The sequence below is a fragment of the Zobellia russellii genome (assembly GCF_044597075.1).
GTDB lineage: Bacteria > Bacteroidota > Bacteroidia > Flavobacteriales > Flavobacteriaceae > Zobellia > Zobellia russellii.
In genome coordinates this window covers 2,782,995-2,809,392 of the sequence record NZ_CP139000.1, presented here as the reverse complement: position 1 = coordinate 2,809,392, position 26,398 = coordinate 2,782,995, and the positions used below count along the sequence as shown (strand labels likewise).

Annotated in this window: 23 protein-coding genes; 7 read left to right on the top strand and 16 right to left on the bottom strand. The window is 40.1% G+C overall.

Features of this window, described 5'->3' with window-relative positions; all coding sequences use genetic code 11:
• Positions 1 to 141: 141 nt before the first annotated feature.
• The 5 genes from SJY45_RS11380 (at position 142) to SJY45_RS11360 (ending at position 5,305) form a co-directional block, all read left to right on the top strand.
• On the top strand, positions 142 to 543 hold the full coding sequence (locus SJY45_RS11380; RefSeq protein ID WP_400070795.1) for an ACT domain-containing protein: 402 nt from the start codon (positions 142 to 144) through the stop codon (positions 541 to 543).
• A 104-nt stretch (positions 544 to 647) separates the two neighbouring features.
• On the top strand, positions 648 to 1,964 hold the full coding sequence (locus tag SJY45_RS11375; RefSeq protein ID WP_400070793.1) for a gluconate:H+ symporter: 1,317 nt from the start codon (positions 648 to 650) through the stop codon (positions 1,962 to 1,964).
• A 19-nt stretch (positions 1,965 to 1,983) separates the two neighbouring features.
• Complete coding sequence (locus SJY45_RS11370; protein WP_289037244.1) at positions 1,984 to 2,721, top strand: GDSL-type esterase/lipase family protein; 738 nt, start codon at positions 1,984 to 1,986, stop codon at positions 2,719 to 2,721.
• Positions 2,722 to 2,780: 59 nt separating this feature from the next.
• Positions 2,781 to 3,443, top strand: a complete 663-nt coding sequence (locus SJY45_RS11365) for a hypothetical protein (RefSeq protein ID WP_400070791.1) — start codon at positions 2,781 to 2,783, stop codon at positions 3,441 to 3,443.
• Positions 3,444 to 3,568: 125 nt separating this feature from the next.
• Positions 3,569 to 5,305 (top strand): ABC transporter ATP-binding protein, encoded by a 1,737-nt coding sequence (locus tag SJY45_RS11360; RefSeq protein ID WP_215913744.1) that lies wholly within the window; start codon positions 3,569 to 3,571, stop codon positions 5,303 to 5,305.
• Here the strand turns inward: SJY45_RS11360 and SJY45_RS11355 are convergent.
• The 11 genes from SJY45_RS11355 to SJY45_RS11305 all read right to left on the bottom strand — a co-directional run bounded on the left by SJY45_RS11355 (position 5,302) and on the right by SJY45_RS11305 (position 19,817).
• On the bottom strand, positions 5,302 to 5,631 hold the full coding sequence (locus tag SJY45_RS11355) for a 2Fe-2S iron-sulfur cluster-binding protein (RefSeq protein WP_215437608.1): 330 nt from the start codon (positions 5,629 to 5,631) through the stop codon (positions 5,302 to 5,304). The two genes, SJY45_RS11360 and SJY45_RS11355, sit on opposite strands and share 4 nt — an antisense overlap.
• 26 nt (positions 5,632 to 5,657) lie before the next feature.
• Entirely contained in the window at positions 5,658 to 6,716 is a 1,059-nt protein-coding gene (locus tag SJY45_RS11350) for an NAD(P)/FAD-dependent oxidoreductase (protein ID WP_215437610.1), read from the bottom strand.
• A 70-nt stretch (positions 6,717 to 6,786) separates the two neighbouring features.
• A complete protein-coding gene (locus SJY45_RS11345; protein ID WP_215438211.1) occupies positions 6,787 to 7,029 on the bottom strand; it encodes a NifU family protein in 243 nt (80 codons plus the stop codon).
• 16 nt (positions 7,030 to 7,045) lie between these two features.
• The gene (locus tag SJY45_RS11340; protein ID WP_215437613.1) at positions 7,046 to 8,185 is read right to left on the bottom strand and encodes an Mrp/NBP35 family ATP-binding protein; all 1,140 of its coding nucleotides are present in this window, start codon (positions 8,183 to 8,185) and stop codon (positions 7,046 to 7,048) included.
• 170 nt (positions 8,186 to 8,355) lie between these two features.
• Positions 8,356 to 9,018 (bottom strand): ABC transporter ATP-binding protein, encoded by a 663-nt coding sequence (locus SJY45_RS11335; protein WP_400070788.1) that lies wholly within the window; start codon positions 9,016 to 9,018, stop codon positions 8,356 to 8,358.
• 29 nt (positions 9,019 to 9,047) lie between these two features.
• Positions 9,048 to 11,447 carry an ABC transporter permease gene (locus SJY45_RS11330; RefSeq protein ID WP_400070786.1) on the bottom strand — a complete coding sequence of 800 codons (2,400 nt, stop codon included), beginning with the start codon at positions 11,445 to 11,447 and terminating at the stop codon, positions 9,048 to 9,050.
• Between the two features lie 34 nt (positions 11,448 to 11,481).
• On the bottom strand, positions 11,482 to 13,911 hold the full coding sequence (locus tag SJY45_RS11325; protein ID WP_400070784.1) for an FtsX-like permease family protein: 2,430 nt from the start codon (positions 13,909 to 13,911) through the stop codon (positions 11,482 to 11,484).
• Between the two features lie 30 nt (positions 13,912 to 13,941).
• Positions 13,942 to 16,377, bottom strand: coding sequence for an ABC transporter permease (locus SJY45_RS11320; protein ID WP_400070782.1), 2,436 nt, complete (start codon positions 16,375 to 16,377; stop codon positions 13,942 to 13,944).
• A 74-nt stretch (positions 16,378 to 16,451) separates the two neighbouring features.
• Positions 16,452 to 17,147 carry an ABC transporter ATP-binding protein gene (locus SJY45_RS11315; RefSeq protein WP_215437628.1) on the bottom strand — a complete coding sequence of 232 codons (696 nt, stop codon included), beginning with the start codon at positions 17,145 to 17,147 and terminating at the stop codon, positions 16,452 to 16,454.
• 62 nt (positions 17,148 to 17,209) lie between these two features.
• Entirely contained in the window at positions 17,210 to 18,460 is a 1,251-nt protein-coding gene (locus tag SJY45_RS11310) for an efflux RND transporter periplasmic adaptor subunit (protein WP_400070780.1), read from the bottom strand.
• A gap of 43 nt (positions 18,461 to 18,503) precedes the next feature.
• On the bottom strand, positions 18,504 to 19,817 hold the full coding sequence (locus SJY45_RS11305; protein ID WP_400070778.1) for a TolC family protein: 1,314 nt from the start codon (positions 19,815 to 19,817) through the stop codon (positions 18,504 to 18,506).
• Positions 19,818 to 20,066: 249 nt separating this feature from the next.
• Between SJY45_RS11305 and SJY45_RS11300 the strand changes: the two genes are divergently transcribed.
• Positions 20,067 to 21,434 carry a sigma-54 dependent transcriptional regulator gene (locus SJY45_RS11300; RefSeq protein ID WP_215913753.1) on the top strand — a complete coding sequence of 456 codons (1,368 nt, stop codon included), beginning with the start codon at positions 20,067 to 20,069 and terminating at the stop codon, positions 21,432 to 21,434.
• A gap of 13 nt (positions 21,435 to 21,447) precedes the next feature.
• Positions 21,448 to 22,794, top strand: coding sequence for a sensor histidine kinase (locus SJY45_RS11295; protein ID WP_400070776.1), 1,347 nt, complete (start codon positions 21,448 to 21,450; stop codon positions 22,792 to 22,794).
• 10 nt (positions 22,795 to 22,804) lie between these two features.
• Here the strand turns inward: SJY45_RS11295 and SJY45_RS11290 are convergent, their stop codons facing one another.
• The 5 genes from SJY45_RS11290 to SJY45_RS11270 form a co-directional block, all read right to left on the bottom strand.
• Positions 22,805 to 23,140, bottom strand: coding sequence for an MGMT family protein (locus tag SJY45_RS11290; RefSeq protein WP_215437643.1), 336 nt, complete (start codon positions 23,138 to 23,140; stop codon positions 22,805 to 22,807).
• Positions 23,140 to 23,769, bottom strand: a complete 630-nt coding sequence (locus SJY45_RS11285; RefSeq protein WP_400070774.1) for a LysE family transporter — start codon at positions 23,767 to 23,769, stop codon at positions 23,140 to 23,142. The genes SJY45_RS11290 and SJY45_RS11285 overlap by 1 nt, the downstream gene beginning before the upstream one ends.
• 2 nt (positions 23,770 to 23,771) lie before the next feature.
• On the bottom strand, positions 23,772 to 24,440 hold the full coding sequence (trmB, locus tag SJY45_RS11280; protein WP_303404438.1) for a tRNA (guanosine(46)-N7)-methyltransferase TrmB: 669 nt from the start codon (positions 24,438 to 24,440) through the stop codon (positions 23,772 to 23,774).
• A 10-nt stretch (positions 24,441 to 24,450) separates the two neighbouring features.
• Positions 24,451 to 25,527, bottom strand: coding sequence for a cell wall metabolism sensor histidine kinase WalK (locus SJY45_RS11275; protein WP_215437651.1), 1,077 nt, complete (start codon positions 25,525 to 25,527; stop codon positions 24,451 to 24,453).
• Between the two features lie 111 nt (positions 25,528 to 25,638).
• Positions 25,639 to 26,325 carry a response regulator transcription factor gene (locus tag SJY45_RS11270; protein ID WP_215437653.1) on the bottom strand — a complete coding sequence of 229 codons (687 nt, stop codon included), beginning with the start codon at positions 26,323 to 26,325 and terminating at the stop codon, positions 25,639 to 25,641.
• Positions 26,326 to 26,398: the final 73 nt, after the last annotated feature.

Here is a 26,398-nt window from a genome sequence, read left to right as displayed (position 1 = left end):
TTCTCTCTTTTTTTTAGACTTTATCGTATTGAGATCACCAATTAGTTAAGCATCTATATGTTTGTATAGAAATTTAAACCAATGTAGTTTTAGTATCTGGTTGTTGGCTGGAAATAGCACAATTGTTATAAATTGAAATAAATGGCAGGAGAAAAAAACTTAGCGGAAATGATAAAAGGTATGACCCCCAAGTTAAATGAGGGTGAATACGTATTTGTAACTTTGCCCAATGTGGATTACATCTCAAGAGCGGATACAATTTGCGAATTTAAAGAAGAAGAGGGTGTTACGGTAATTATAGCCAAGCAAAAAGCCGATGCTTTACAACTTCCGTATGAGTACATCGCTTCTTGGATAACTTTGGAAATCCACTCATCATTAGAAGGAGTAGGGCTTACCGCGCTATTTTCTTCGGAACTGGCAAAAAATAACATCAGTTGTAACGTTGTTGCGGCTTACTATCATGACCATATTTTTGTAGACCACGAGCTTGGTGAAAAGGCGGTTAATGTATTAAAAACCCTTTCGGAAAACTATTCATAAACCTTAGGATCCATCAACTTAAAAAGAAGGGCTTAAGTGTGTTTTTTCGAGTTTCATTTGTTATCTAATTTAGTATCTTAGAGGGCTTAATACCAATCTAGCCCATGCCACTTGCCATTGTTATTGCCGGAATTTTCATTCTCTTCATTTTAATAGCCCGTTTTAAACTCAATGCCTTTATCGCCTTTATTATCGTTTCCCTGTTGGTTGGGGTAGCAGAAGGAATGGATTTTGAAACGGTAACCAAATCCATACAATCCGGTATTGGGAATACGCTTGGATACTTAATTCTAATTTTGGGTCTAGGTGCTATGTTGGGTAAGTTGGTGGCAGACAGTGGGGCGGCACAACGTATTACTACCCAGTTGGTAGAAAAATTTGGAAAGAAACACATTCAATGGGCCGTAGTGCTTACGGGTTTTATCGTGGGTATTCCCATGTTCTATACGGTGGGTTTTGTTATTTTAATACCCTTGGTCTTTACGGTGGCCGCAGCTACCAGGCTTCCTTTAATTTATGTGGGTTTGCCCATGTTGGCATCTCTTTCCGTAACACACGGGTACCTTCCTCCGCATCCGGCGCCTACGGGTATAGCGGTTATTTTTAATGCTGATATCGGGAAAACCTTATTGTATGGTATTCTAGTGGCCATACCTGCTATTATCGTTGCAGGGCCACTATTGTCACGCGCTATTAAAAATGTAAAGGCAACTCCCCTTAAGGAATTTTTAAATCCAAAAGTTTTAACGGATGATGAAATGCCAAGTACGGCTACCAGTATTCTTACGGCACTGCTTCCTGTAATTCTTATCGGTTTCGCTTCTGTAATGACCTTGTTGTTGCCCGAAGGGAATGCTGTTAGAAAAGCAACTGATATTTTGGGTAATCCCGTAATGGCAATGCTTTTATCTGTTCTGGTGGCCATTTATACCTTGGGACTGGCTAGGGGTAAAAAAATGAAAGATGTAATGGATTCCGTTTCCAGTGCCGTTTCTGGTATTACCATGGTACTTTTGATTATAGCGGGTGCGGGAGCGTTAAAACAAGTACTTATAGATAGTGGGGTGAGTGATTATATAGGTGAAATGCTAAAAGGTTCTACTATTTCTCCACTTATCTTGGCATGGCTTATAGCAACGGTCATTCGGGTCTGTGTAGGCTCTGCAACGGTGGCCGGTCTTACAGCGGCGGGTATTGTTTTGCCGTTAATCGCCAATACAGATGTTAGTCCAGAGCTAATGGTTTTAGCAATTGGCTCGGGAAGTCTAATGTTGTCCCATGTTAATGATAGCGGGTTTTGGCTTTATAAGGAGTATTTTAATCTATCGGTTAAGGACACCTTAAAAACATGGACGGTAATGGAAACCACAGTGGGCGTTATGGGGCTCATAGGTGTGCTCATTCTTGATATTTTTATATAAATTATTGAATCATTGCACGATGATGAAAAGAAGACAGTTCATTAATAGAACGGCACTGGCAGTTGTAGGTACTAGCCTAATGGGGTGCTTTGATAACTCCAAATTTCAATTAAAGAAAAACCAGGTTGTGGGTTGTTTTGGCGATAGCATTACGTACGCGGGCGGGCATGGTTATGTTGAAATGCTTCAGGAAAAATTCAATCTAGAAAAACCGGAACTCAATATTACGTTTATCAACTTTGGGAAGAGTAGTGAAACCGTAAGCGGACTTACAGAACAGGATCATCCCGGCCCTAGGCCATACCTTTTTGAACGATTGGATGAGATTTTGGACAAAAACTCTATTGATGTGGCCCTTTTCTGCTATGGTATTAATGACGGTATTTACGGAAAACCTTCCGATGAACTGTTCAGAAGCTTTAAAATAGGCGTTTATTCTTTTCTTGAAAAAATGCGTCAAAGGGATATCAAGACCATTTTACTCACTCCACCACCCTTGGCCAAGTCCAGTGAAAAAAATGAAAATGCAATGTCCTATAGTTATAAAAATCCCTATCCTAAATATGATGCGGAAGTGCTTGAAAAGTTTACCGATATCATTTTAGAAATGCAGCATCCTTACGCCAATGCCGAGATAAATATTAGGAAACCGCTCTTTGCAAGTCAAAAGGAGTGTTATGGCAAAGACCCTATACATCCTAATAAAACAGGACATAGATTGATTGCCGATACGATTTTTAGTAATTTATCGTTTTAACATTGCCTTAAGCCCCTATGGCAGGGTATTTGTTATCTTTATCTTGCATTTTTTATACAATGATCAAAAAATATTCGGTACTGGTATTGGCTGCACTGCTGTTTTCCCTTACGGGGGTGGCCCAGACGGATATTCCTCAAAAGAAAGACCTTAAGATTGATGCCGCCAATAAGATTGATGATAACGCCAAGCCTGATCAAGGCACTTCGTTAAAAATACCATCCGTGGTGGATGACCAGCCTCAGGTAGATTTTGATATTGCAAAACGCAACCCTGTAAAGATGATCGATGACCGCGAACTGGTTCAGGCCGGGGCAGGTATGAAAATAGACCCAAAAGTAGGGCCAAGACAACCCAAGGAAGGTTCTAAACAGCACTTTGCAGATATGTATTTGGGCGATGTAAAAAACAACGGGAAGTTTGTGGGTATCGTTTGTCGTGATCACGAATTTGTAGATGGCGATCGTGTAAAAATATATGTTAACGGTGATGTGGCCGACCCTAATATTCTTTTGACCGGCTCTTTTAAAGGCGTGAATGTTGATTTAAAAGAAGGTTTTAACCGTATAGATTTTGAGGCCCTTAACGTGGGTTCTTCTCCTCCTAACACCGCACAAATCAACGTTTATGATGATAAGGGAGAGCTTATCTACGCGAATAAATGGTTGCTCTCCGAAGGTTCTAAAGCTACCTTGATCGTTACAAAGGAAGCGGAAGATTAAATTTTCTAGATTGCGCTGTGTATTCTCAATATTCGCTAGTGGTTTAGCTTTATGATTTAGATAACTTTCTTAAAAAGCAAAGTCACTGTTTTTACCGTAACTTTGCCCTCTTCAAAACATCTTCCATGGCCGAAAAGAAAGTTAGTATCCTTACCGCATTTAAGACCATTATCTGGCCCAGACGAAATCTTGTGTTTATAGGTCTTGTGCTTATTGTAATAAGCAAAGCAGCAAGTTTTGTTGCACCTATGTCCCTTAAATATTTAATGGACGACATTATACCCAATAAAGACCTGGATTTTTTAAAATTGCTTGTTGGTGCCGTTGCCTTAGCAATCTTGGTACAAGCGGTAACCTCATTTTTATTAACTAAAATCTTAAGCGTACAGGCACAGTTTCTAATTTCTGAGCTTAGGGCTCAAGTGCAGAAAAAGGTGCTCTCGTTACCTATAAGCTTTTTTGATAATGCAAAATCCGGAGCTTTGGTTTCCCGTATTATGAGCGATGTGGAAGGGGTCCGTAATCTTATCGGTACTGGGTTGGTCCAACTTGTTGGCGGAACCATTACAGCTGTAGTCTCACTTATATTGTTATTGCGGATCAGTTGGACGATGACGGTGTTCACCTTGGTGCCGCTTGCCATATTTGCTATTATAGCATTAAAGGCTTTTAAGATTATAAGACCCATTTTTAGAAATAGAGGAAAAATAAATGCCGAGGTCACGGGTAGACTTACGGAGACCTTGGGTGGCGTTCGCGTAATCAAGGGTTTTAATGCGGAAGAGCAAGAAAATAAAATTTTTGAAAAGGGAGTAGACCGTCTTTTTCAAAATGTAAAAAAGAGTTTGACCGCCACTGCTTTCATGACCAGTTCTTCAACCTTTCTTTTGGGGATTGCCACTACGGGTATTATGGGTATAGGAGGTTATAAAATAATGATGGATGAGCTTACTATTGGTGAATTTTTAACCTTTACATTTTTGTTAGGGTTGATGATAGCTCCTATTGTTCAAATGAGCAATATTGGTAGTCAGTTGACCGAAGCACTGGCTGGATTGGACCGTACGGAAGAACTTATGAATATGACCCCTGAGTCAGATGAAGAAAACCGAACGATTGTTCTAGATGAGATTAAAGGGGATATTGTTTTTGATGATGTTTCGTTTGCTTATGAGGAAGATAAGGAGGTGTTGCACAACATTAACTTTGAAGTGAAATCCGGAAACGTAGTCGCTTTAGTAGGGAGTTCTGGTTCGGGAAAATCTACCATTGCAGGATTGGCAGCTACTTTTTTAAACCCTCAGTCGGGAAGGATTACTATAGACGGCAAGGACGTCTCTAAAGTAAACCTAAATAGTTTTAGACAACATTTAGGGGTGGTTTTACAAGACGATTTTCTGTTTGAGGGAACCATACGGGAGAATATTCTGTTTCCTAGACCAAATGCTTCTGAAGAGCAATTGCAACAGGCGGTTGAAGCTGCTTATGTAAATGAGTTTACAGATAGGTTTGAAGATGGACTGGACACTTTGATAGGGGAGCGCGGCGTTAAGCTTTCCGGGGGGCAACGCCAACGTATTGCGATTGCAAGGGCCGTTTTGGCCGACCCTAAAATTTTAATTCTAGATGAGGCTACATCTAATTTGGATACAGAAAGCGAAGCCTTGATTCAAAAGAGTTTAGCAGCTTTAACGGAAGGGCGTACCACTTTTGTAATAGCGCACAGGTTAAGTACCATTCGAAAAGCGAATCAGATATTAGTGATAGAAAACGGTAGAATTGCCGAAGAAGGCACGCATGACGAGCTAATTTCAAAAGAAGGTAGGTACTACAACTTGTTTACCTACCAGGCAAGAATCTAACTTTCAGGAGCCAGTTCAACTTCTAGACCGTCTAAATCTGGGGTCATATGAATTTGGCATCCCAAACGGCTGTTATCCTTAACGTCAAAAGCTTCGGCCAACATGGCATCTTCATCATCGGACTTTTCAGGAAGTTCATGATCGGATTCTACATAGCATTGGCAAGAAGCGCACATGGCCATACCACCGCAGATTCCAATAGTTCCTTCAGGGGCCAATTCGTACGAACGTACGACCTCCATAAGGTTCATGTTCATATCGGTTGGGGCGTCTACCTCATGGGTTACACCATCACGGTCGGTTATTTTTATTTTTATGTCGGACATTAATATTCTTGAATTATAAACTTTTACTAATCAATGGATTTTACAACCGCCTTTGGCGCCTCTTTTTTACTTCCGTCAAAACCTGTTACGCCGCCTACGGTCGTATATTTCATTACATATTTTTTATCCGGGTAAATACGCTGGTACGCACTTTGGCACATTAATGTTGCTTCATGAAAACCACAGAGAATCAATTTTAATTTCCCTGGATAGGTGTTAACATCGCCTATGGCATATATTCCCGGTACGTTAGTCTGATAATCGAACGTATCTACTTTTATGGCATTTTTTTCAATATCAAGGCCCCAATCTGCAATGGGTCCCAATTTGGGAGAAAGACCAAAAAGCGGCACAAAATTATCAACTTCTAAGGTAACATCCTCATTAGGATTTGTTGTTTTTCTAATGGAAACGGCCTCTAGGGTTTCCTCGCCTTTAAGAGCAACGATTTCAGCAGGGGTGATTAGGTTTATTTTACCTTGGTTCTTGAGGTGTTGCACTTTCTCTACGGAATCTAATGCACCTCTAAACTCGTTTCTACGGTGTACCAAAGTGACTTCTGAGGCTACATCGGCTAAAAATATACTCCAATCCAGAGCGGAATCTCCTCCTCCTGCAATTACCACTTTCTTATTTCGGTAGACCTCAGGATCCTTAATGATATAGGCAACGCCATTGTCCTCGTACTTCTGGAGGTTTTCAAGAAGTGGCTTGCGAGGTTCAAAACTACCCAAGCCTCCAGCAATGGCTACAATAGGAGCGTGGTGTTTGGTTCCTTTATTGGTCGTTACAATAAAAGTACCGTCCTCTAATTTTTCTATGGTCTGTGCTCTTTCGCCTAAAGTAAAACCAGGTTCAAAAGGTTTTATTTGTTCCATTAAATTGTTCACCAAGTCGCCCGCTAATACCTCGGGGAAACCAGGAATGTCATAAATGGGTTTTTTGGGATAGATTTCGGAACATTGGCCCCCGGCTTGTGGTAGTGCATCAATTAAATGGCACTTGAGCTGTAATAGGCCTGCCTCAAAAACGGCAAAAAGCCCTGTTGGGCCAGCTCCAATAATCAATAAGTCTGTTTTGATCATTGAGTTTTACATTAAAGGTCAGACAATATTAGAGTTAAAACGTCTGTAAGAATATGACTAAAATCAGCATTTAGGCTACAATATTTATGACCTCTTCAATTTGTGGAGCGTACTTTTTTATGGTCATTTCCACACCGCTTTTTAGGGTCATTTGATTAACGCTACATCCAACACATGCGCCCTCTAACCTTACCTTTACAGAATTTTCGTTATCAATAGAGATTAAGGAAATATCACCTCCATCGCTCTGTAGAAAAGGACGAATCTCTTCTAGGGCTTTTTCAACATTCTGTTTTAATTCTTCGGATGTCATATTTTCGGATGTCATATTATTTTTTCTTAACGGCAGAACAGCCTGCCATGGTTGTTATCTTAATTGCCTCGGTAGGGGGAAGACTTTTGTTTCTCCCTACAACCTCTTGTACTACATTTTTTGTAACCTCTTCAAAAGCTTCTTCAACCGGTGTGGCCGTTTGCAAGGCCGCTGGTCTACCAACGTCACCCGCTTCGCGAATGCTCTGAACCAATGGAATTTCTCCTAAGAAAGGTACGTTTAAATCTTCAGACAGATTTTTTGCTCCTTCCTTACCAAAAATATAGTACTTATTGTCAGGAAGCTCGTCAGGTGTAAAATAAGCCATATTTTCCACTATTCCCAATACGGGAACATTTATGGACTCCTGTTGGAACATGGCCACCCCTTTTCTAGCGTCCGCCAAGGCAACGTTCTGAGGTGTACTTACCACCACGGCCCCAGTTACGGGCATGGCTTGCATAATGCTTAGGTGAATGTCTCCTGTTCCCGGTGGAAGGTCAATCAGCATAAAATCCAGTTCACCCCAATGCGCATCAAAAATCATTTGGTTCAAGGCTTTTGCAGCCATGGGACCACGCCAAATAACCGCTTGGTTGGGCTGGGTAAAGAACCCGATAGATAATAGCTTTACGCCATAATTCTCAACCGGTTTCATTTTTGATTTTCCACCAACGTTGACCGCTAATGGTTTTTCCAAGGGAACGTCAAACATGATAGGCATGGATGGTCCGTAGATATCCGCATCTAAAACACCAACTTTAAAACCCATTTTTGCAAGGGTTACCGCCAAGTTTGCAGTAACTGTAGATTTACCTACACCACCTTTTCCGGAAGCTACCGCAATAATATTTTGAATGCCAGGCAATGGCTTGCCCTTAATTTCATTGGTCTTGGGTTTTGCCGGAGCATCTACCTTTATGTTGACTTTTATCTTTGCTTTCTCATATACCTCTCGGTGTATGATTTTTAAGATTTCTACTTCGGTCTTTTTTCTGGCCTGTAGACTGGGATTGCCAATGGTTATATCAACTTCAACCTCGTCGCCAAAAATCTGTATATTTTTAACCGCACCGCTTTCTACCATATTCTGTCCCTCACCGGGTACGGTAATGTTCTCTAGTGCCTTTAAAACTGCTTTTTTATCAATCTTCATTATATAAAATCATTCTAAAGAACAAAGATACGGCATAAGGGCAAGAAACTAAAGCGTTTGCATTGAAATGTAATATGGGCAGATAGGTATTGGTTATGGAGGTTTAGTTTCGCACAATATTCTATAAAACTGGGCCTCAACTTAGGCTGATTTTTTTTTGATAAACGGGCTTACACCATCCTCCCATCCAATAAATTAATGATGCGCTTACCATAAGCGGCATTTTTTTCTGAATGTGTTACTTGAATAATGGTTACCCCTTCATCATTAAGCTGTTTAAAAAGTTGCATAATTTCTTCTCCTTGCTGAGAATTCAAGTTACCTGTGGGTTCATCGGCAAGAATAAGTTTTGGATTTGATATTAATGCCCTTGCCACGCCCACCACTTGCTGCTGGCCGCCACTTAATTGTGAGGGAAACAGGTCCTTTTTGCCTACAATATTAAAACGGTCCAACATATCGGCTACCATGGCCTTACGTTCAGAACTGGAGTGTTTTTTATATAATAAAGGCATTTCCAGATTTTCGTAGACGGTTAATTCATTAATTAAATGATAAGACTGAAATACAAAACCAATATATTCTTTATACAAGTTGGCTCTATGCTTTTCTTTAAGTTGATGTACGGATTTATCAAGAAAATTATATTCACCTTCATTAAAGTCATCTAACATTCCTATGACGTTCAGTAAAGTGGATTTTCCAGACCCAGAGGGCCCCATGATGGAAATAAACTCTCCTTCTTCTACTTGTAGATTGATGTCTTTCAGCAAGAAGACTCTTTGCCCACCTTGTTGAACCCATTTAAAAATATGGTTTAGTTGAAGTAACATGTGTTCGTTCTTTTATTGGTATCTCCTATTTATTCCATTCTTAGACTTTTGACCGGATTTGAATTGGCCGCTTTTATGGCTTGAAAGCTTACCGTGAGAATGGTTATGGCAAGAGCACCTACTATGGCCAAGAGAAAAATCCACCATTCAAGTATTACCCTGTAGGGGTAGTCTTGTAGCCAGCCGTTCATAATATAGTATGAGATTGGAACGGCAATGAAACAAGAAATGGTCACTAGTTTTAGAAAGTCTTTGGATAACATGTTCCAAACGTTGAAAACCGAAGCTCCCAAAACTTTTCGTACCCCTATTTCTTTTTTACGCTGTTCCGCTACAAAGGATGTGAGTCCGAACAGTCCTAAACAGCTAATTAAAATGGCCAGCGCTGTAAAGATGGCCGAAAGTGTTCCAATACGCTCTTCTGCGGCGAATTTCTCGCCATATTCAGAATCTACAAAATCATATTGAAAAGGGATATCCGGAAAATGGGACTTAAATACATTTTCAATAGTAGAAATGTTTTCATTAGCGCTATTGTCAGGATTTAACCGTAAATTGTAAAAGCTGGCATTACCATGTTTGTCATAGGCATAAATACCTTGTTTTACGGGTTCGTAAGGAGACTGCGCAATCATATCCTGTACCACGCCAATTATTTTTAGGGGAGGAAAGGGGTCTTCAACATCATCGTCTTTTATAAATTTCCCAACAGGATCCGTAAGCCCCATATACTTTACGGCCGTTTCATTAATAAGCACCGCATTTGAATCTGTGGCGAATTCCCTTGAAAAGTCCCTTCCTTCAAGAATCTTCAGGTTTAAGGATTTGGCATATTCAGGGCTAACATCCGTCCATGCTATATCCTCTTGGAAGCCTTCGGGTTTTCCTTCCCAATTAAAGCCGCCTCGGTTAGACCATATTTGGGTAGTTGGAGCGCTTGAAGAAGACATCTCCATTACCGCACCGGATGTTAAAAATTCACTTCGTATTAAATTATATTTGCCTTCAAAATCTTGACTCATTGTTGGTATCTGTACCAAACCTTCTTTGTCATAACCAACGGGGCGGTCCTTTGCGTAATTAATCTGCTGCATTACGATAACGGTACCTATGATAAATGCTACGGATACGGTAAACTGTAGTATTACCAATATTTTACGGGGCAGCCCTGCGTATTTACCAGTTGTCATCGTTCCTTTTAGAACATCTACCGGTTTAAAAGAGGATAGATAGAGTGCCGGATAGCTACCTGCCAATAAAGAGGTGAATAGGATAAAAGCGAATGAAATTGCCCAAAACAGACCGTCTTTCCAAGGGAAGGCTATTTCTTTTTTTGCCAGATTGTTAAATCCGTCCAAAGAAAGAAGCACGATCAGTATGGCCAAACAAAATGCGAATAAAACTACTAAAAATGATTCGCTCAAAAACTGATAAATCAATTGGTTGCGTTGTGAGCCTATTGATTTTCTAATGCCTACTTCTTTGGCTCTTTTTTCGGAACGGGCCGTGCTCAAGTTCATAAAGTTAATACAGGCCAAAAGCAGTACAAAGCCACCAATAATGCCAAATAACCATACGTATTTAATGCGCCCGCCTACTTGTTTTCCATTCTCAAAACTGCTCCTTAGATACCAATCTTTCATGGGTAGCAAGAATAGCTGTGGGTTGAACTCTGCGGTATCTTCGTTAAGGTTCTTTTTAACGTCCTTTATGGTGGCGGAAACCTGTTCCATACTGGTGTTGTCCGCAAGCTGAACAAACATCTGAAACGAGTTGTTTCCCCATTGGTCCTCTGCATTTTGAATCCATTCAAAAATAGTCAGGTACTTTTCCCATGGCATGATATACTCCAAATCATTAAATGAATTGTTCATGGGTATGTCTTCGAACACTGCAGTAACTTCCATATCATACTGACTATTGGCCCTCACCACTTTACCGATAGGGTTTTCTTCTCCAAAGAGGGCTTGTGCTACGGACTCGGAAAGCATAATGGAGTTAATTTTCCGTAATCCGTTCTTTTCGCCTTTAAGAATAGTAAGACCAAGAAGTTCCGGGGCGTCCTCTTGCATAAAATTTCCTGTTTTGGAAAGGCTTTTGTCCTTATAATTGAGATAGACGGAGTTGTTCCAGGAAGCCATGACCAGATGTTTAAAATTGTCCATGTAGCCATTTCTAAGGCCCATTTCCAATGGGCGAGGTATGGCCGGGCCGCTATCTGTGTTTCCGTTAAAGGTCTGGGATTGAAAAACCTGTGCAATACGGTCTTTTTTGCTGAAATAGTTGTTATGCGAGAGTTCATCGTGTACCCAGAGACCTATAATTAGGGTAACGGCCATTCCTAATGCCAACCCGCCAATGTTGATAGCGGAATAGCCTTTGTTCTTTAAAAGGTTTCGCCAGGCGATTTTTAAATAGTTTTTGAACATGATTGTTGTTTTTTGATTGGATTGATGTTTTTGCTTATTCCGTTCGTAAGCTCTTTACCGGATTGGCTACAGCAGATTTTAGGCTTTGCATGCCCACGGTCAACAATGTTATTATGAGGGCGAAACCGCCGCTGACCAAAAATACCCACCATTCAATTTCAATTCTATACGTAAAACCCTCTAGCCATCTAGACATAAAATAGTAGGCAATAGGCGAGGCAATTAGAAATGCGATCAATACTAGCGTTACAAAATCGCGAGTTAATAGTTGCACTACCGATCGTACGCTTGCACCAAGTACCTTACGAATACCGATTTCTTTTTTCTTCTGTTCCGTAACGTAAGAAATAAGCCCAAAAAGTCCTAAACAGCTTATGAAGATAGCCAGCACGGTAAAAGCTACGGAGATAAAGCCAAGCCGCTTTTCCTCATCATAGAGTCTTTCTACCTCTTTGTCCACAAACCTATAATCAAAAGGAACGTTACTTACGGTAGATTTCCACTGGCCTTCTAGTTGGGTCAGTAGTTCACTATAATTATTGGTCTTTGTTTTTAGAAATAACCAATTTGGTGCCGTTTCCTTATGAAGAAACAAGGGCTCAATTTCTTCCCTTAGGGATGCAAAATGGTAGTCTGCCACAACACCAATAATTCGCATTTCAAAAGTATCCTCTCCGGAACCCTGCATGAGTGTTGAGCTTAAGGCATTTTCTTGTTTAATATTGAAAGCCCTTAAGGTGGCCTCGTTCACAATAATTTGGTCTACGGTATCCGCCTCCGTAAAATCGCGTCCCTCTAAAAAGGGAATCCCCATGGTTCTAAAATATCCGTCGCTTACGCCGTTACGATTTACAACTGTTCTGTTCTCGCTGTTTCCTCCGGGAAGATAACATCCATTATCGGCCAATATAATTTCAGAGGGAGCATAATTTCCACTAGATACATCAGTTACTCCGGGAATATTCAAAAATGCAGATTTTAAGGACTCAAATTTACTAGACGCGTCATCCGTGCCTATCCGTAGGGCAATTAAATTATCTTTCGTATAGCCAAGGTCTTTTTCCTGAGTAAACCTAAATTGTTGGGAAATGATAATTACTGTAGCTACCAAGCCAATGGAAACCACAAATTGGAATACGACCAACGCTTTTCTTAGAGTACCGTTTCCGGATTGCATTATAGTGCCCCCCTTGAGGGCATTTACGGGTTTTATTGAGGATAGAATAATAGCAGGATAGATGCCGGCAGCCAAACCTGTACCTATTCCCAGCGCCAAAAGAACCGATATTAACTTCCATTGATAAAGATTCAAATAGGTAAGGGATTCCTGGGTAAGCTCATTTACCAATGGCAGTAACAAAATTACGATAGGTATACTGATCAGTATGGCGAAAAGTGATAAGAGTAACGATTCGCCCAAAAATTGCCGCATTAGGGCATTTTTTCCTGCACCAACTACTTTTCGTACCCCTATTTCGCGGGCGCGTCTGCTTGCTCTTGCCGTGCTGAGATTAATAAAGTTTATGCAGGCTACCAGTTGAATAAAAAATGCAAGGCTCAAAAGAAAATACAGGTATGTAATGCTCGAAACCTTGTCTAATTGGTTTTTACGGCCATTGGAACGTAAATGAATATCCGTAACCTTTTTTAATTCCAAGGCCTTACTACTCATTCCTGCATCAGCAAGGTCCTTGGTGGCCCTATCTTTAATAAATCCGGGCATTTTAGCTTGAAATTGGGCAATATTACCGTTAGCAGATAATTTTACATAGCTATGCACAAAATTATTGGTAGCAAAACTCTCAAAAGTTTGTACAAAAGTTCCCATGCCCGGGGTGCTCATACTTACCACGTAGTTGGGATTAAGATGAGATTTATTCGCTTTTTCATCAAAAACGCCCTTAACGGTCAAGATGAGGGTATCTTCTCCGGTGCCCCAAACTATGGTCTTGCCCAAAGCATTTTGGTTTCCGAACAGTTTGTGTTTTAAATAGGAAGAAAGTACTACCGCATTGGGTTCGTTTAGCGAGGTAAGCTTATTGCCCTCAATAAATTCAAAATCAAAAACTTTAAAAAAAGTGGAATCGGCCATATAAACCCGTGGCTCGTAATAGGCATCCTTGCTTTCTGAAGCACGAATTAAAGTGCTATAAAAAACATCGGTAAGAACAACGCGCGTTGCTTCCTCTACCTCGGCAAAATCTTCTTTAAGGGCAAAAGCTATAGGAGGAGATGAGGTTGAACTTTCATAGTTTTCTTGCCCATTGCGCTCTATTATCGTCTCTACACGGTAAATTGTATCCGCTTCATTGTGGTGTTGGTCATATCCAAACTGAGCAAAGACATACAATAGAATAGTAAGACAGCTCACGGTACCTAAAGTGAGCCCTAGCAAATTTATGATGGTCTGCTGTTTGTTCTTCAGTAGGTTTCTCCAAGCTATTTTTATATAATTCTTTAACATGGTTTTCTTTTTTTTGTTTGATGGATGTTTTTACTCGGCATGCAAACTTTTTACGGGGTTTGCTAGGGCTGCCTTAATACTTTGATAGCTTACAGTGATTACGGATATGAGAACGGCCAAAAATGCCGCCAGACCAAATATCCACCATGGAATATTTATGCGATAGGAAAAATCTTCCAACCATCTGTTCATAGCATACCAGCCTAACGGCAGGGCCACCAGTATAGCAAGTCCGACCAATTTTAAAAAGTCTATAGTTAAGGCATAAGCAACCTGCCCAACACTGGCGCCCAAAACCTTGCGAACCCCTATTTCCTTGGTGCGTTTTTGAGCATTGAAGGCTGCAAGGCCAAAGAGTCCCAGGCAGGCAATTAAAAGGGAGAGTACCGTAAATATGATAAAGATATTGCCTAACCTTTGTTCACTGGCATAAGTATCATTAAAGGCATCTTCCATAAAATAATAATCAAATGGCTCACCGGGTACGATAGTATTCCAGACCCCTTCAATTTGAGCAATTGCATTGGCAAAATCGCCAGGCTTAATTTTTACTGCCATGGCATAAGCCTCATCTCCCAAGTGCAAGCTTAAAGCATCGATATCTTCTTTTAGTGAAGCTATATGGAAATCCTTTAATACCCCAACAATGGTATAATACGTTGGAGTATCAGAATCAAAATCTGGTGTATAGCGCTTGCCTATAGCCTCTTGCGGACTCAAATTCATTATTCTTGTAGCCGTTTCGTTTAAAATGATGGACGTAGAGTCATTACCATAGGACCTATCAAAATCTCGGCCTGCCACGAATTCAAAATCCATAGTGGAAACATAATCGTAATCAACGTCCCAAGTTTGCATATTAATGGAAGATTCCACACTTGTTTCACCCGAATCAGGAAGAAAAGTGGTATCACTACGGGACGAGGGAGTAGGAAAATAACTGCTCAACGTAGCATTTTCAACAAAACTCAATTGTTTCACTTGTTCTTTGAGCGACGATACCTTGTCTCCTGCCGTATACACGTCATTTACAATCAAGACCTGGTCTTTTGAGAAGCCCAAATCTTTGCCTTGTATATACTTTAATTGTTGATATACCGCCAAGGTACTAACAATCAAAAAAACCGAAATGGCGAATTGAAATACGACGAGGGAATTTCTAATTTTACCGCCCTCAACACTATTTCCGTTACCTCCTTTCAATACCGTTGCAGGCATAAATCGCGACATAAAAAAAGCAGGGTAACTTCCTGAAAACAATCCTAAGACAACAACGGAAGCCAACAAAATCAACCAAAAAACGGGATTTTGAAAAGGTATTGAAATATTTTTATCGGCAAGGGTATTAAAATAAGGCAAGGCTACAAGGGTCAAAACCAAGGCTAAGCCCAAAGCCAAAAAAGATACCAATCCCGATTCTACCAAAAACTGGCGTACCAGGTCTCTTTTATTGGATCCCAAGGTCTTTCTAACCCCGACCTCCTTTGCCCTTTTCAGTGAATGGGCGGTAGAGAGGTTCATAAAATTGACACTGGCCAAGACCAAAAGAAAAACAGCTATAAAAGAAAGGATATATATGCTCTGTATGTCGTTGTTAGCACTCATTTCCGCCACCCTATGGGATTTTAAATGGATATCGGTCAAAGGAATGGTGCTAAAGATTAAATGATTGCCGGCCGCCTTAAATTGCGCTTCCGTTATGCCCGGCATAAATTGTTGAACACCAGGAATAACATATTTGCCCAAAAAGCCGCGCAACTGTTCTTGAATATCGTCTGCGTTAACCGTGGGAATCAACTTAATGAAGGTTTGGTAATTGTTACTGCCCCAATTGCCCGCTACGGCATCTTCATATCCGGCCATCGCCTCAAAAACGGTGTACCCTTTCAAAAAGGAATTTTGCGGAAAATCTTCGATAACCCCAACAACGGTATAGTTTTCCTCATTGTTAAGCACTATATTTTGCCCCACCGCATTGGTGATAGGAAAGTGCTTTTCGGCGGCCGTTCTGGTCAAGACCAAGGTATTCGGGTCTTTTAAAGCTGTATTTACATCACCCGCCAATAGCTCTATGCCGAACATTTCAAAAAAAGAGGGGTCTACATGGGTGGTATGTTCTTCCTTTACGTTTGCCAAGTCATCGGCCTTGCGCACAAGGGCGCTACCACGGGTTCTAAAGCGTGTTACTACCTCAATTTCAGAAAAGTCGGATTTGAGGGCTTCAGCCATAGGGGCAGGTGTAACGGCGAATTGACGCTCGTCCCCACCAAATTTTATATTATTGTTTACACGATGGATCCGTTCGGCATCAGGAAACATTTTATCATAGCTCAATTCCTCATAAATGTACAACGAAATGAGCAGTGCACCGGCCATACCAATGGCAAGACCAAATATGTTCAACGAAGTGAAAAATGGTTGTTTCTTAAGGCTTCTCCATGCTATTTTAAGGTATGTTTTGAACATGATTTTCGTCTTTACAATTGGTTGTCCTTGATTAGGGGACCTTTTGAATTACTTTGATTGATGAATAAACTCCTTTACATAATGGCACCAATAGCCCTGTTCTGGCTTTCGGTAACAATTTGACCGTCAAATAGATTTACAACTCTATGAGCGTAATGCGAATCTCTATCGGAATGTGTTACCATTACAATAGTGGTTCCTTCTTGATTAAGTTCCGTTAATAGGTTCATGACTTCTATACCGTTTTTGGAATCCAAGTTTCCAGTAGGCTCATCGGCAAGAATCAATTTTGGGTTGGTTACTACCGCTCTTGAAATGGCCACACGTTGCTGTTGACCACCGGAAAGTTGTTGTGGAAAGTGCTTCTCCCTGTGGGCAATTTTCATACGCTCCAAAACCTCGCGTACTTTTTGTTTTCGTTCCGCTTTACCCATCTTTAGATAAATTAAGGGCAGTTCTACGTTTTCATAAACGGTTAGCTCATCAATAAGGTTAAAGCTTTGGAATACAAAGCCTAAATTTCCTTTTCTTAATTCTGTGCGTTGGCGTTCCTTAAGGCGACTTACCTCATGACCGGCAAATTCATAGGAGCCTTCATTTGGGCTGTCTAGCATGCCTATAATATTAAGTAATGTAGATTTTCCGCAGCCGGAGGGCCCCATAATGGCAACGAATTCGCCTTCTTCAACTTTAAGGTTTACGTTATTCAGGGCCAAGGTTTCTACCTCTTCGGTCTTGAAACTCTTTTTAAGATTTTTTATCTGTATCATTTTTTAGTTTGATTTTTGTTGTTATAAAGATGATGCTTTGTGTGTAAAGTGACAGTTAATTGCTATTTTAAAACTATTTTTTCGGCTTCGCCAAAAGAGTCATAGTTACTGGTTATCACTTTCTCACCGGCTTGGAGGCCTTCAATGACTTCGTAATATTTTGAATTCTGTTTTCCTATTTTAATATCGCGTTTTCTGGCTTCTCCACCATCTGGGGAAACTACGAATAGCCACTGCCCGCCAGTACTTTGGAAAAAGCTTCCTTTAGGTAATAACAAGGCGTCACTAGATTCTCCCAATTGCAATTTAATATTGTAGCTCTGTCCGGTACGGATGGTTTCAGGTTTCTCTTCCGTAAAGACCAAGTCTACTTTAAACCTACCGTTGCGTACCTCGGGATATACCTTTCGTACCCGCAGCGGAAATTGCTTGCCGTTGCGTTCCAAAACTGCCACTAAGTCTCTTTTTACCCGGTCAATATAGTGTTCATCTATATTCGCCTCAATTTTATAATCCGTAAGTACGTTTACCTGTCCAATTCGTTGTCCTTGAGTAATATTTTGGCCTATTTCTGCATCAAGAAAACCTAGTTGACCGTCTGCCGGTGCACGTACGTTCAAGTGGTCTAGCCGCTGATAGACCATACCCAGTGTTTTCTGCATTCGGTTAAGGTCCGCTTCCAGAACGGGCAAGGAGGTTTTTCTAACCTGGTCATCGTTTTCGGTCTGTACTTTTATGATATCGTACTGTTTTTGAGAAAGTTCGTAGTTTTCTTTTGCGGTAAGATAGGCTTCCTTGGATATGAGTTCCTCGGCGAACAGGGCTTTGTTTTGTTCAAAATTTCGTTTTAATCGTTGTAATTCCGTGGCTGCGGTAGCCAAAGACCTTCGACCTTCAACTTGTCTTGAGTCAAAAGTCAACTTCGTAGAGCGTAAATCGTTTTGCTTCAAGGCCAGCCCACTTTCGCTTTGTAGTATTTGCTCGTACAGGTTAATATTATCCAGTTTTAGGATTATATCCCCTTTCTTGACGATAGCGCCCTCTTCAATTAGCTTTTCACTAACCCGGCCCCCTTCATAGGCATCCATGTAAATGGTGGCAATTGGAGCCACATTGCCGCTAATGGTAATGTAATCATCAAACTTACCATTGGTTATTGAGGCTATGGAGAGTTTTTCCTTATCAGTCCGAAAAGTAGAGACGGAGCTGGCGAAAAGCAGTTGATAACCCACAAAAAGCAGTAGTATTGCCAGTGCAATGTAGCCGTAATGTTTGGGGCGTAATCCTTTTTTCTTTTCTAGTTGTATATCCATTGTGCTATATAATTGTCGTTTTTAGCTAGTCTTTATTTATTCTTTATTCAATATCAAAAACCGGTAGGCCTCGGTAAAACTCCAAAGTGCTTTGATTGATTTCCGACCTGAGCCTTACCTGCAGGTTTTCATTTTGGGCACTGGCAAACAAGTTTTTGGCAGTAAATAATTCCAAGGCATTAATAAGGCCTTTTTCATACCGCTTTTGTGCAATGGTAAAAGCCAGTTCCTGCGCTTGTACTTTTTGTGCGCTCTGCTCGCGCTCAACCTCTAGGGATTGAAATTCCTGTACCAATTGTTGAATGGTCTGGTAGACGAGTTGTTCCTGTACCTTTAAATTGTTTTCGGCCCGTAATTTTTCAATTTTCTGTTGTTTGATACGGGAACGAGCAGCCCATCCATTACTGATTGGTACGCTTAAACTTACCCCTATAAACTGCGATGTATTATCTCGGAACTGGTCTCTAAAAGGAACGGTAACACCAAGGGAATCTCTTGTGGTCTCGAAATATCCGGTGGAAATTCCTGAGAATAAAGATAGTGACGGGTATAAGGAACCTCTTTCTATGGCCAGTTGTTTTTTGGCAGCTTTTACCCGTAACTCTTGGGCCTTGAGCATGGGCATAAATTCTTTTGCTTCGGCATATATACTGTCCGATTGTACATTAGGTGAATTTTCGGGCTCCATGGTATGGTTTAGACCGTCTTGTACCTCTATTTCACTGGTTCCTTCTAGATTCATTTCTTGTATCAGTTGAAGCTTAGCCGCGGCCAATTGGTTTTTACTTTGTGTAAGGTTCAGTTTGTCCGTAAGTAATAACGATTCGGCCTCGTACAGGTCGGCTCCGGCTTTGAGTCCTAATTCTATTTGTTTGGCAACCAGATCGTAATTGGATTGGGATACCGTCATCTGTTCTTTTGATATGGCTACTAATCCTTTAAAAAATCTAATATCGTAAAAAGCCTGCATTACTCTAAAAGCCAGTAAGTAACGTTGCTGTAGATTTTCTTCTTGAGTAGCTTTATACAGAAGTTTGGTAGCCTTTATGTTATTCATTTTCTGAAATCCCCTGAAAAGGTCAACAGAACCTTCTAGCGTGTAACGGTTGGAGAAAAAATCTGTAGTAACCACATCATTGGTAAAGGGATCGGTACTACGTCCAAAATTGATTACATAGTTTCCGGAACCCGTAACCGTGGGCAAAAGGTTACGAATAGACTGTCTATAGGTCTCCTCATTGGAATTGGTGTTAAAAGAATAATCTTTCAATTGCAGGTTGTTTTCCAAAGCATAGGCCACGCAGGCATCTAAGGTCCACGAATCTTGGCCGGCTAGTTTGGCGGAGATTAGTAACAAAATCCAAATTAAGTATTTAAAAATAATGCTCATAATATATCAAGTGTGCCAAACTTAATACGATTCCCGTGCCAATATCGTAAATAACTGAAAATCAACATAATGTAAATTTGTATTTTGTTGTTGATGTTTTGGTTTGTAAAATATGTGTACAGCAAGTGTCAAATTTTTAGACACTGTCAAAAAGTTTTAATATTGAAATTGTAGTTTTACTAGGTACCGTTTAGTTTACGGTAGAACAAGATTACTATGGTAGATGCAAAAATTTTGATTGTTGATGATAACAAGAGCGTTCTTAGCGCTCTTGAAATTTTGTTGCAATTTGAGTACAGCTCTATACAAACCATTTCAAATCCTAACCAGATAACGTCCTTCCCTAATCTTAATGAAATAGATATGGTGCTGTTGGACATGAATTTTTCGGCTGGGGTGAATACAGGAAATGAGGGGCTGTATTGGTTAAGAGAGTTACAGAAAAAAGCCCCACAGACTTCGGTTGTTATGATGACTGCTTATGGTGCGGTAGATTTGGCCGTAAAGGCTTTGAAAGAAGGTGCCTCTGATTTTATTTTAAAACCTTGGAACAATGATAAGTTATTGGCTACCGTAAAATCAGCCTATGAACTTAGAAAGTCCAAGAAGGAGGTTAAGGAGCTAAAACAGAAGGAAAGCCATTTAAAGCAGGTTATCAATCAAAATAAGAATTACATCATTGGCAATTCAAAAGCCTTGAACGCAGTGCTAAAATTGGTGTCTAAAGTTGCTAAAACCGATGTAAATGTTCTGGTTACAGGAGAAAATGGTACAGGAAAGGAGTTGATTGCTAGGGAACTTCACAAGCTATCTAGCCGAAATAACGAAGTTTTTATTTCCGTGGATATGGGCTCCATTTCAGAAAACCTTTTTGAAAGCGAACTTTTTGGCCACACTAAAGGTTCTTTTACCGATGCCAAAGAGGATAGGGCGGGTAAGTTTGAAGCGGCAAATGGAGGTACTCTTTTTTTGGATGAAATAGGAAACCTTTCATTGCAGGCGCAAGCTAAACTGTTATCCGCCATTCAGAACAGGACCATTGTTCGGGTGGGTTCCAATAAAGCTATTCCGGTGGATATTAGGTTGATATGTGCTACGAACGAAGATTTGGATAAAATGGTAGCGGACGGTCTCTTTAGGGAGGATTTGCTCTACAGAATAAATACCATTAGAGTAGAGGTGCCGGCACTTAGGGAACGGGATCAGGATATTTTGGTCCTGGCTGATTTCTATTTGAAAAAATTTACTTCTAAATATGGTAAACCTGGACTTCGTATCAATCAAGCGGCGCAAGATAAATTAATTGGGTATGCTTGGCCAGGAAATATAAGGGAGCTTTTGCATACTATTGAAAGAGCCGTAATCCTATCGGAAGGGAACATACTAAAACCCGAAGATTTTTTACTGAGCAATAAATCTACGGTTGCCACAAATTTAAACGGTCCCAATACCTTGGAGGAAATGGAACTCTTAATGATCAACAGTGCTTTGGAACAAAATGACGGTAACTACAGTGCGGCCGCAGAACAATTAGGGATTTCTAGGCAAACCTTGTACAACAAATTAAAGAAAATAGGGAAATAAGCACATTTAGCAAATGGTAAGTAAACACATTTATCTGCAATTAATTCTCCGTACGGTTCTCTTGTCCTTGACCGCATTGGCAGTAGGATTTTTGTTTTTTGGAGAAAAGTACATTTTGGTAGGTTTTGCCCTATGCTTGCTTGTAGTGCAGATCTATTCGCTTATTTACTATGTAAACCAGACCAACCGAAAAATAGCATATTTTTTTGATGCCATAAAGAATGAGGATTTTACTCTTCGGTTTCCAGAAAAGCTAAGCAGTAAATCACTAAAAGAACTGAACCATAGCCTTAATATGCTCAACGCTATGGTGCAAGATATTCACCTTAAAAAGCAGGCCCAGGAACAGTTTTATCAAGAAATTTTAAAACAGGCAGATATTGGGATTATGACTGTCAACCCCAAAGGGCATATTCTTTATGCAAATCCTACAATTGAAAAATTGCTGAACTATCACCCCTTGAACCATGTGAAACAATTAAAGCAAATAGACGAAAAATTGTACGCCAAGTTTCAAGATCTAAATCCGTTTGAAAGTAGTATTCATCAGTTGACCAATGAACGTGAAAAGAAGGAACTGGCCGTAAAAGCTACAGCAATGAACCTTGATGGCGAGCCTTTGCTATTGGTGGTGGTCCAAGATATACGTAAAGAACTGGACGAGAAGGAAACGGACTCTTGGGTGAAGTTAATACGGGTGCTTACGCACGAAATTATGAATACCATTACCCCCATAACCTCAATTTCGGAATCGATATTAAAATATTATAAAAAGGGAGAAAATTTATTGGCCATAGAGGAATTGCAAGAGCAACATTTACAGAGCACAGTTAAGGGGCTTGAAGTTATAAAGGGGCAAGGAAGCGACTTGATGAATTTTGTGCACTCTTACCGTAAATTTTTAAGTGTACCGGAACCTGATAGGGAATTGATACGTGCGCAAAACTTTTTGGAGAAGGTAAAGCTCTTATTGGGTAATAAGTCCGGAGTAGACCCTATTGAAATTTCAATTGCCATAGACCCGCAAGATTTGGAACTTTATATTGATGTAAAGCAGATTACTCAGGTATTGGTGAATTTGGGCAAAAATGCACAGCAGTCCATTGGCAATCAGCAAAACGGGAAAATTGACTTTATAGCCGGTATCAATAGAAAAGGGAAGAAGTTTGTGCAGGTGCGAGACAATGGCCCGGGAATTCCTGAAGACCTAATAGAGGAAATCTTCGTTCCTTTTTTCACAACTAAAAATACGGGAACCGGTATAGGGTTAAGTTTGTCTAAACAGATTATGCGCTTGCATAAGGGAACCATTCAAGTAATTTCCCGGGGCCAAACTGTTTTTACGCTCACTTTTGATTAAAGTAAGAACTTTAACCTAGCTCTTTAAAAGGATCCCAAAAATGCTTTTCAAAGTTGATGATTTGATTGTCAACTACGGTAATTCCTTCATTTTCTAAGAGCTGCTGCATAAGGTTAGTGCCGTCAAAATGGTGTTTTCCTGTAAGTAGTCCAATTTTGTTTACCACTCTATGGGCGGGTACATCTGGCATACTGCCGGCTCCGTTCATGGCCCAACCTACCATACGGGCACTACGGGCGGCACCTAAATATTTGGCAATGGCACCATATGAGGTTACACGACCTTCTGGAATGAGCCGGGCCACTTCATATACTTTTTGGAAAAAATTTTTGTTGTCAGGATTCATTAGCGAAATATAATTCTTAGAATGGTTATAATCAATAGAACCAACATAAGAGCACTAAGAATATAATTGCTGTTCTGAGAAAATCGATTTGATTTGTGCTCAAGCTTATTGAAGTAAACGGTATACATATAAAGCACTGTAAAAGTGCCCGAACCTGCCGCTAGAATAAATACAAGAATATCCCAAACTTGAAACTTGATCCAACCGGAAGCATTCCACATAATATTAAGTCCGCTATAATAGGGTATGGTCAATAGATTTAACGCTGCTAAAAGTACGCCCTTAAAAAAACTATTCTTTTTACTAACCTTTACCGCTTTTATTTTCTGTACTTTATTTCTCTTGGCGGCTACAAAAAAGTATACCATAAAAAAGGTAAAAACCACTACCGCAATTTTGAGAAGTATATCTACAACTTCAGGGTTTTTATGAAGGAATTTTGAGATGTAAACTGCTATAGTTGCTTGTAGAATAACCATTACAGCTACTCCCAAGCTAAAAATAATTCCGTTCAGTTTACCCTTTTCTACACTAACCTTTGCGGCATTCATGTTCAAAAGACCAGGAGGTACCGTGGCCATAAAAGCTGCCGAAAAAGTAGCAAAAAAAAGAATCAAAAGATGCTGCATGCTTAATGTACCTTGAATTGAATATAGGTAATGGGCTTACCTTTTTCAAGATACTGTTTTTCGTAGAAAGTCTGAAGTTCCAATACTTCTCTTGGACTGCCCTCATTTTTGTACACATCGTGGTTGGCGTAGTTCACTTCCAATCCTAGACCATGTAGTAGTCCTAAGGTATAACCGTGCATAAACTCGCTATCGGTTTTTAGGTGCATAAGGCCATCTGGGCGTAAAATTTTCTTGTATTTGCCCAAGAAAGCCTCGTTGGTCATTCTATGTTTTGTTCGCTTGTATTTTATTTGGGGATCGGGAAAAGTTATCCAGATTTCGGAAACCTCGTCTTGGGCAAAAAGTTCGTCTATAAGTTCTATCTGTGTCCTTAAAAAAGCTACATTCTTAAGATTGTCCTCCAGAGCGGTTTTTGCACCTCTCCAAAGGCGAGCCCCCTTAATATCTATACCAATGAAATTTTTACTAGGGTCTTGTTTGGCCAGACCTACGGTATATTCTCCTTTGCCGCACCCTAATTCTAGTACAATTGGGTTGTCATTTCCAAAAAAATCATTCCACTTTCCTCTTTTTTCGAACCCTTGCTTTACCGCTTCCCGGTTAGGTTGGATTACATTTGAAAAGGTTTCGTTCTCTTTAAACCGCTTAAGTTTGTTCTTGCTTCCCAATAGTGTAAAATTAAATTTTAGGTAAGACTTTAGTCTCGGTATCAGTTTTTGCTTTTTCCAAAGTAAATGAAAATTCCGAACCTACGTCTATTTCACTTTCTACATATATCTTTTCTCCGTGTGCCTCTACAATATGTTTTACTATGGCAAGACCAAGACCTGACCCACCTTCAGTACGGCTACCGCTTTTGTCTACGCGGTAAAAACGTTCAAATAGACGCGGTATATGTTGTTTGGGAATACCTTCGCCATTATCGGTTACCCTAACGATTACTTTGTTTTTGATGAGGTTTTCAACACTTACCTCGGTAGTGCCATTGGTATGGCCGTATTTAATTGAATTAACCAAAAAGTTGGTTACTACCTGTTGTATTTTTTCTTTGTCCGCAAAGACCATTATGGGTTCATCATACTCCATATCAAAAGTGAGTGTGATTTTCTTCTTTGCAGATTTCATTTCTAAGAGGTCAAAGACATTCTGTATAAGTTCAATAATATCAAACGGTTCTCTTTTAAGATTAAGGTCTCCCACCTCTAATTTGGTAATGAGGTCTAAATCCTTAACAATATAGATGAGCCGGTCTACGCCTTTATTGGCTCTTTGCAGATATTTACGGCGTACATTTTTGTCGTTAATGGCACCATCCAAGAGGGTTTCTATATAACCTTGAACGGTAAAAAGAGGGGTTTTAAGCTCGTGCGATACGTTGCCAAGGAAATCTTTTCTGTATTCCTCCCTAATTTTTAAGGTGTCTATTTCTACACGCTTGTCTTGGGCAAACTTCCCTATCTCTTCAGTTAGGGTTTTCATATCGGTCGTAATGGGGCCTGTGCTAATAGATGATGATTCTAACATGGCAACATCATCATAAATCTTTTTAATACGACGATAAATGAACCTTTCTATTCGTATCTGTAAAACAATGAAGGCAATAGGGAATAGTAGTAGGGCAGAAATAATGATTGCCGTCCAATTAAAAGCATTGAAAAGATGTAGGAACAATGCCAAAAGCGAAACAAATGCCACGGAAATCATAAAAGAAGACCTTAGCGCAAAGCGATATGACCTTCTTAGCTTAGCGGACATAAGAAAACGGTTTTGTTTGTGCCAAAAAACGGGTATGTATAATCATGGAACGAGTCACCGCCCAAAATTACTACAAAAAAGACGTATAACTTAATTAATGGACAGACTTAATTAAAGAACAAACTTGTAGCCAACCCCTTTTACGGTCTTAAAATGCTCCTCGCCAATTTTTTCTCTAAGTTTTCTAATGTGAACGTCTATGGTACGCCCACCAACAACAACCTCGTTACCCCAGACCCTGTCAAGAATAACTTCTCTTTTGAAAACTTTACTAGGTTTGGAAGTGAGTAGGGCCAAAAGTTCAAACTCTTTTCTAGGAAGAACAATCTCTTCGCCGTCGTTGATTATTTTGTATTCCTCTCTATTTATAATAATGTTACCTACGGTTACAATATCATCTTGTGGGGCCGCTTCTTCCTTTAACCTTCTTAAAAGTGCTTTAACCTTACTTACTAGAACTTTTGGTCTAATTGGTTTGGTAATATAGTCATCCGCACCGGCATCAAAACCTGCTACTTGGGAATAGTCTTCGCCACGGGCGGTAAGAAAAGTAATGATGGAATTCTCCAGTCCGGCAGTGGCGCGAATGGTTTCGCATGCCTCAATACCGTCCATTTCTGGCATCATTACATCTAAGATAATTAAATGCGGTTGTTTTTTCTTTGCCATGGCCACACCTTCCACTCCGTTCTTGGCGGTAAAGACCTGATAGCCTTCTGCAGTAAGATTATAACCTACTATTTCTAGTATATCCGGCTCATCATCAACAAGTAATATCTTAATGTCTTTCTTTTTCATAAGGTCTGTAAAGATGGTTAATTCGTCAAAAGTAAATATAATACCGACATACCAAAGTCTCTTAACGTTGATT

Bases quoted from the DNA above. Each gene is read 5' to 3' on its own strand.
- SJY45_RS11285 (WP_400070774.1), bottom strand. From the start codon at position 23,769: ATGCAGCATCTTTTGATTCTTTTTTTTGCTACTTTTTCGGCAGCTTTT.
- SJY45_RS11345 (WP_215438211.1), bottom strand. From the start codon at position 7,029: ATGACATCCGAAGAATTAAAACAGAATGTTGAAAAAGCCCTAGAAGAG.
- SJY45_RS11315 (WP_215437628.1), bottom strand. From the start codon at position 17,147: ATGATACAGATAAAAAATCTTAAAAAGAGTTTCAAGACCGAAGAGGTA.
- SJY45_RS11365 (WP_400070791.1), top strand. From the start codon at position 2,781: ATGATCAAAAAATATTCGGTACTGGTATTGGCTGCACTGCTGTTTTCC.
- SJY45_RS11300 (WP_215913753.1), top strand. From the start codon at position 20,067: ATGGTAGATGCAAAAATTTTGATTGTTGATGATAACAAGAGCGTTCTT.
- SJY45_RS11330 (WP_400070786.1), bottom strand. From the start codon at position 11,447: ATGTTCAAAAACTATTTAAAAATCGCCTGGCGAAACCTTTTAAAGAAC.
- SJY45_RS11350 (WP_215437610.1), bottom strand. From the start codon at position 6,716: ATGATCAAAACAGACTTATTGATTATTGGAGCTGGCCCAACAGGGCTT.
- SJY45_RS11325 (WP_400070784.1), bottom strand. From the start codon at position 13,911: ATGTTAAAGAATTATATAAAAATAGCTTGGAGAAACCTACTGAAGAAC.
- SJY45_RS11375 (WP_400070793.1), top strand. From the start codon at position 648: ATGCCACTTGCCATTGTTATTGCCGGAATTTTCATTCTCTTCATTTTA.
- SJY45_RS11295 (WP_400070776.1), top strand. From the start codon at position 21,448: ATGGTAAGTAAACACATTTATCTGCAATTAATTCTCCGTACGGTTCTC.
- SJY45_RS11335 (WP_400070788.1), bottom strand. From the start codon at position 9,018: ATGTTACTTCAACTAAACCATATTTTTAAATGGGTTCAACAAGGTGGG.
- SJY45_RS11320 (WP_400070782.1), bottom strand. From the start codon at position 16,377: ATGTTCAAAACATACCTTAAAATAGCATGGAGAAGCCTTAAGAAACAA.
- SJY45_RS11370 (WP_289037244.1), top strand. From the start codon at position 1,984: ATGATGAAAAGAAGACAGTTCATTAATAGAACGGCACTGGCAGTTGTA.
- SJY45_RS11310 (WP_400070780.1), bottom strand. From the start codon at position 18,460: ATGGATATACAACTAGAAAAGAAAAAAGGATTACGCCCCAAACATTAC.
- SJY45_RS11290 (WP_215437643.1), bottom strand. From the start codon at position 23,140: ATGAATCCTGACAACAAAAATTTTTTCCAAAAAGTATATGAAGTGGCC.
- SJY45_RS11275 (WP_215437651.1), bottom strand. From the start codon at position 25,527: ATGTCCGCTAAGCTAAGAAGGTCATATCGCTTTGCGCTAAGGTCTTCT.
- SJY45_RS11270 (WP_215437653.1), bottom strand. From the start codon at position 26,325: ATGAAAAAGAAAGACATTAAGATATTACTTGTTGATGATGAGCCGGAT.
- SJY45_RS11360 (WP_215913744.1), top strand. From the start codon at position 3,569: ATGGCCGAAAAGAAAGTTAGTATCCTTACCGCATTTAAGACCATTATC.
- SJY45_RS11340 (WP_215437613.1), bottom strand. From the start codon at position 8,185: ATGAAGATTGATAAAAAAGCAGTTTTAAAGGCACTAGAGAACATTACC.
- SJY45_RS11380 (WP_400070795.1), top strand. From the start codon at position 142: ATGGCAGGAGAAAAAAACTTAGCGGAAATGATAAAAGGTATGACCCCC.
- SJY45_RS11355 (WP_215437608.1), bottom strand. From the start codon at position 5,631: ATGTCCGACATAAAAATAAAAATAACCGACCGTGATGGTGTAACCCAT.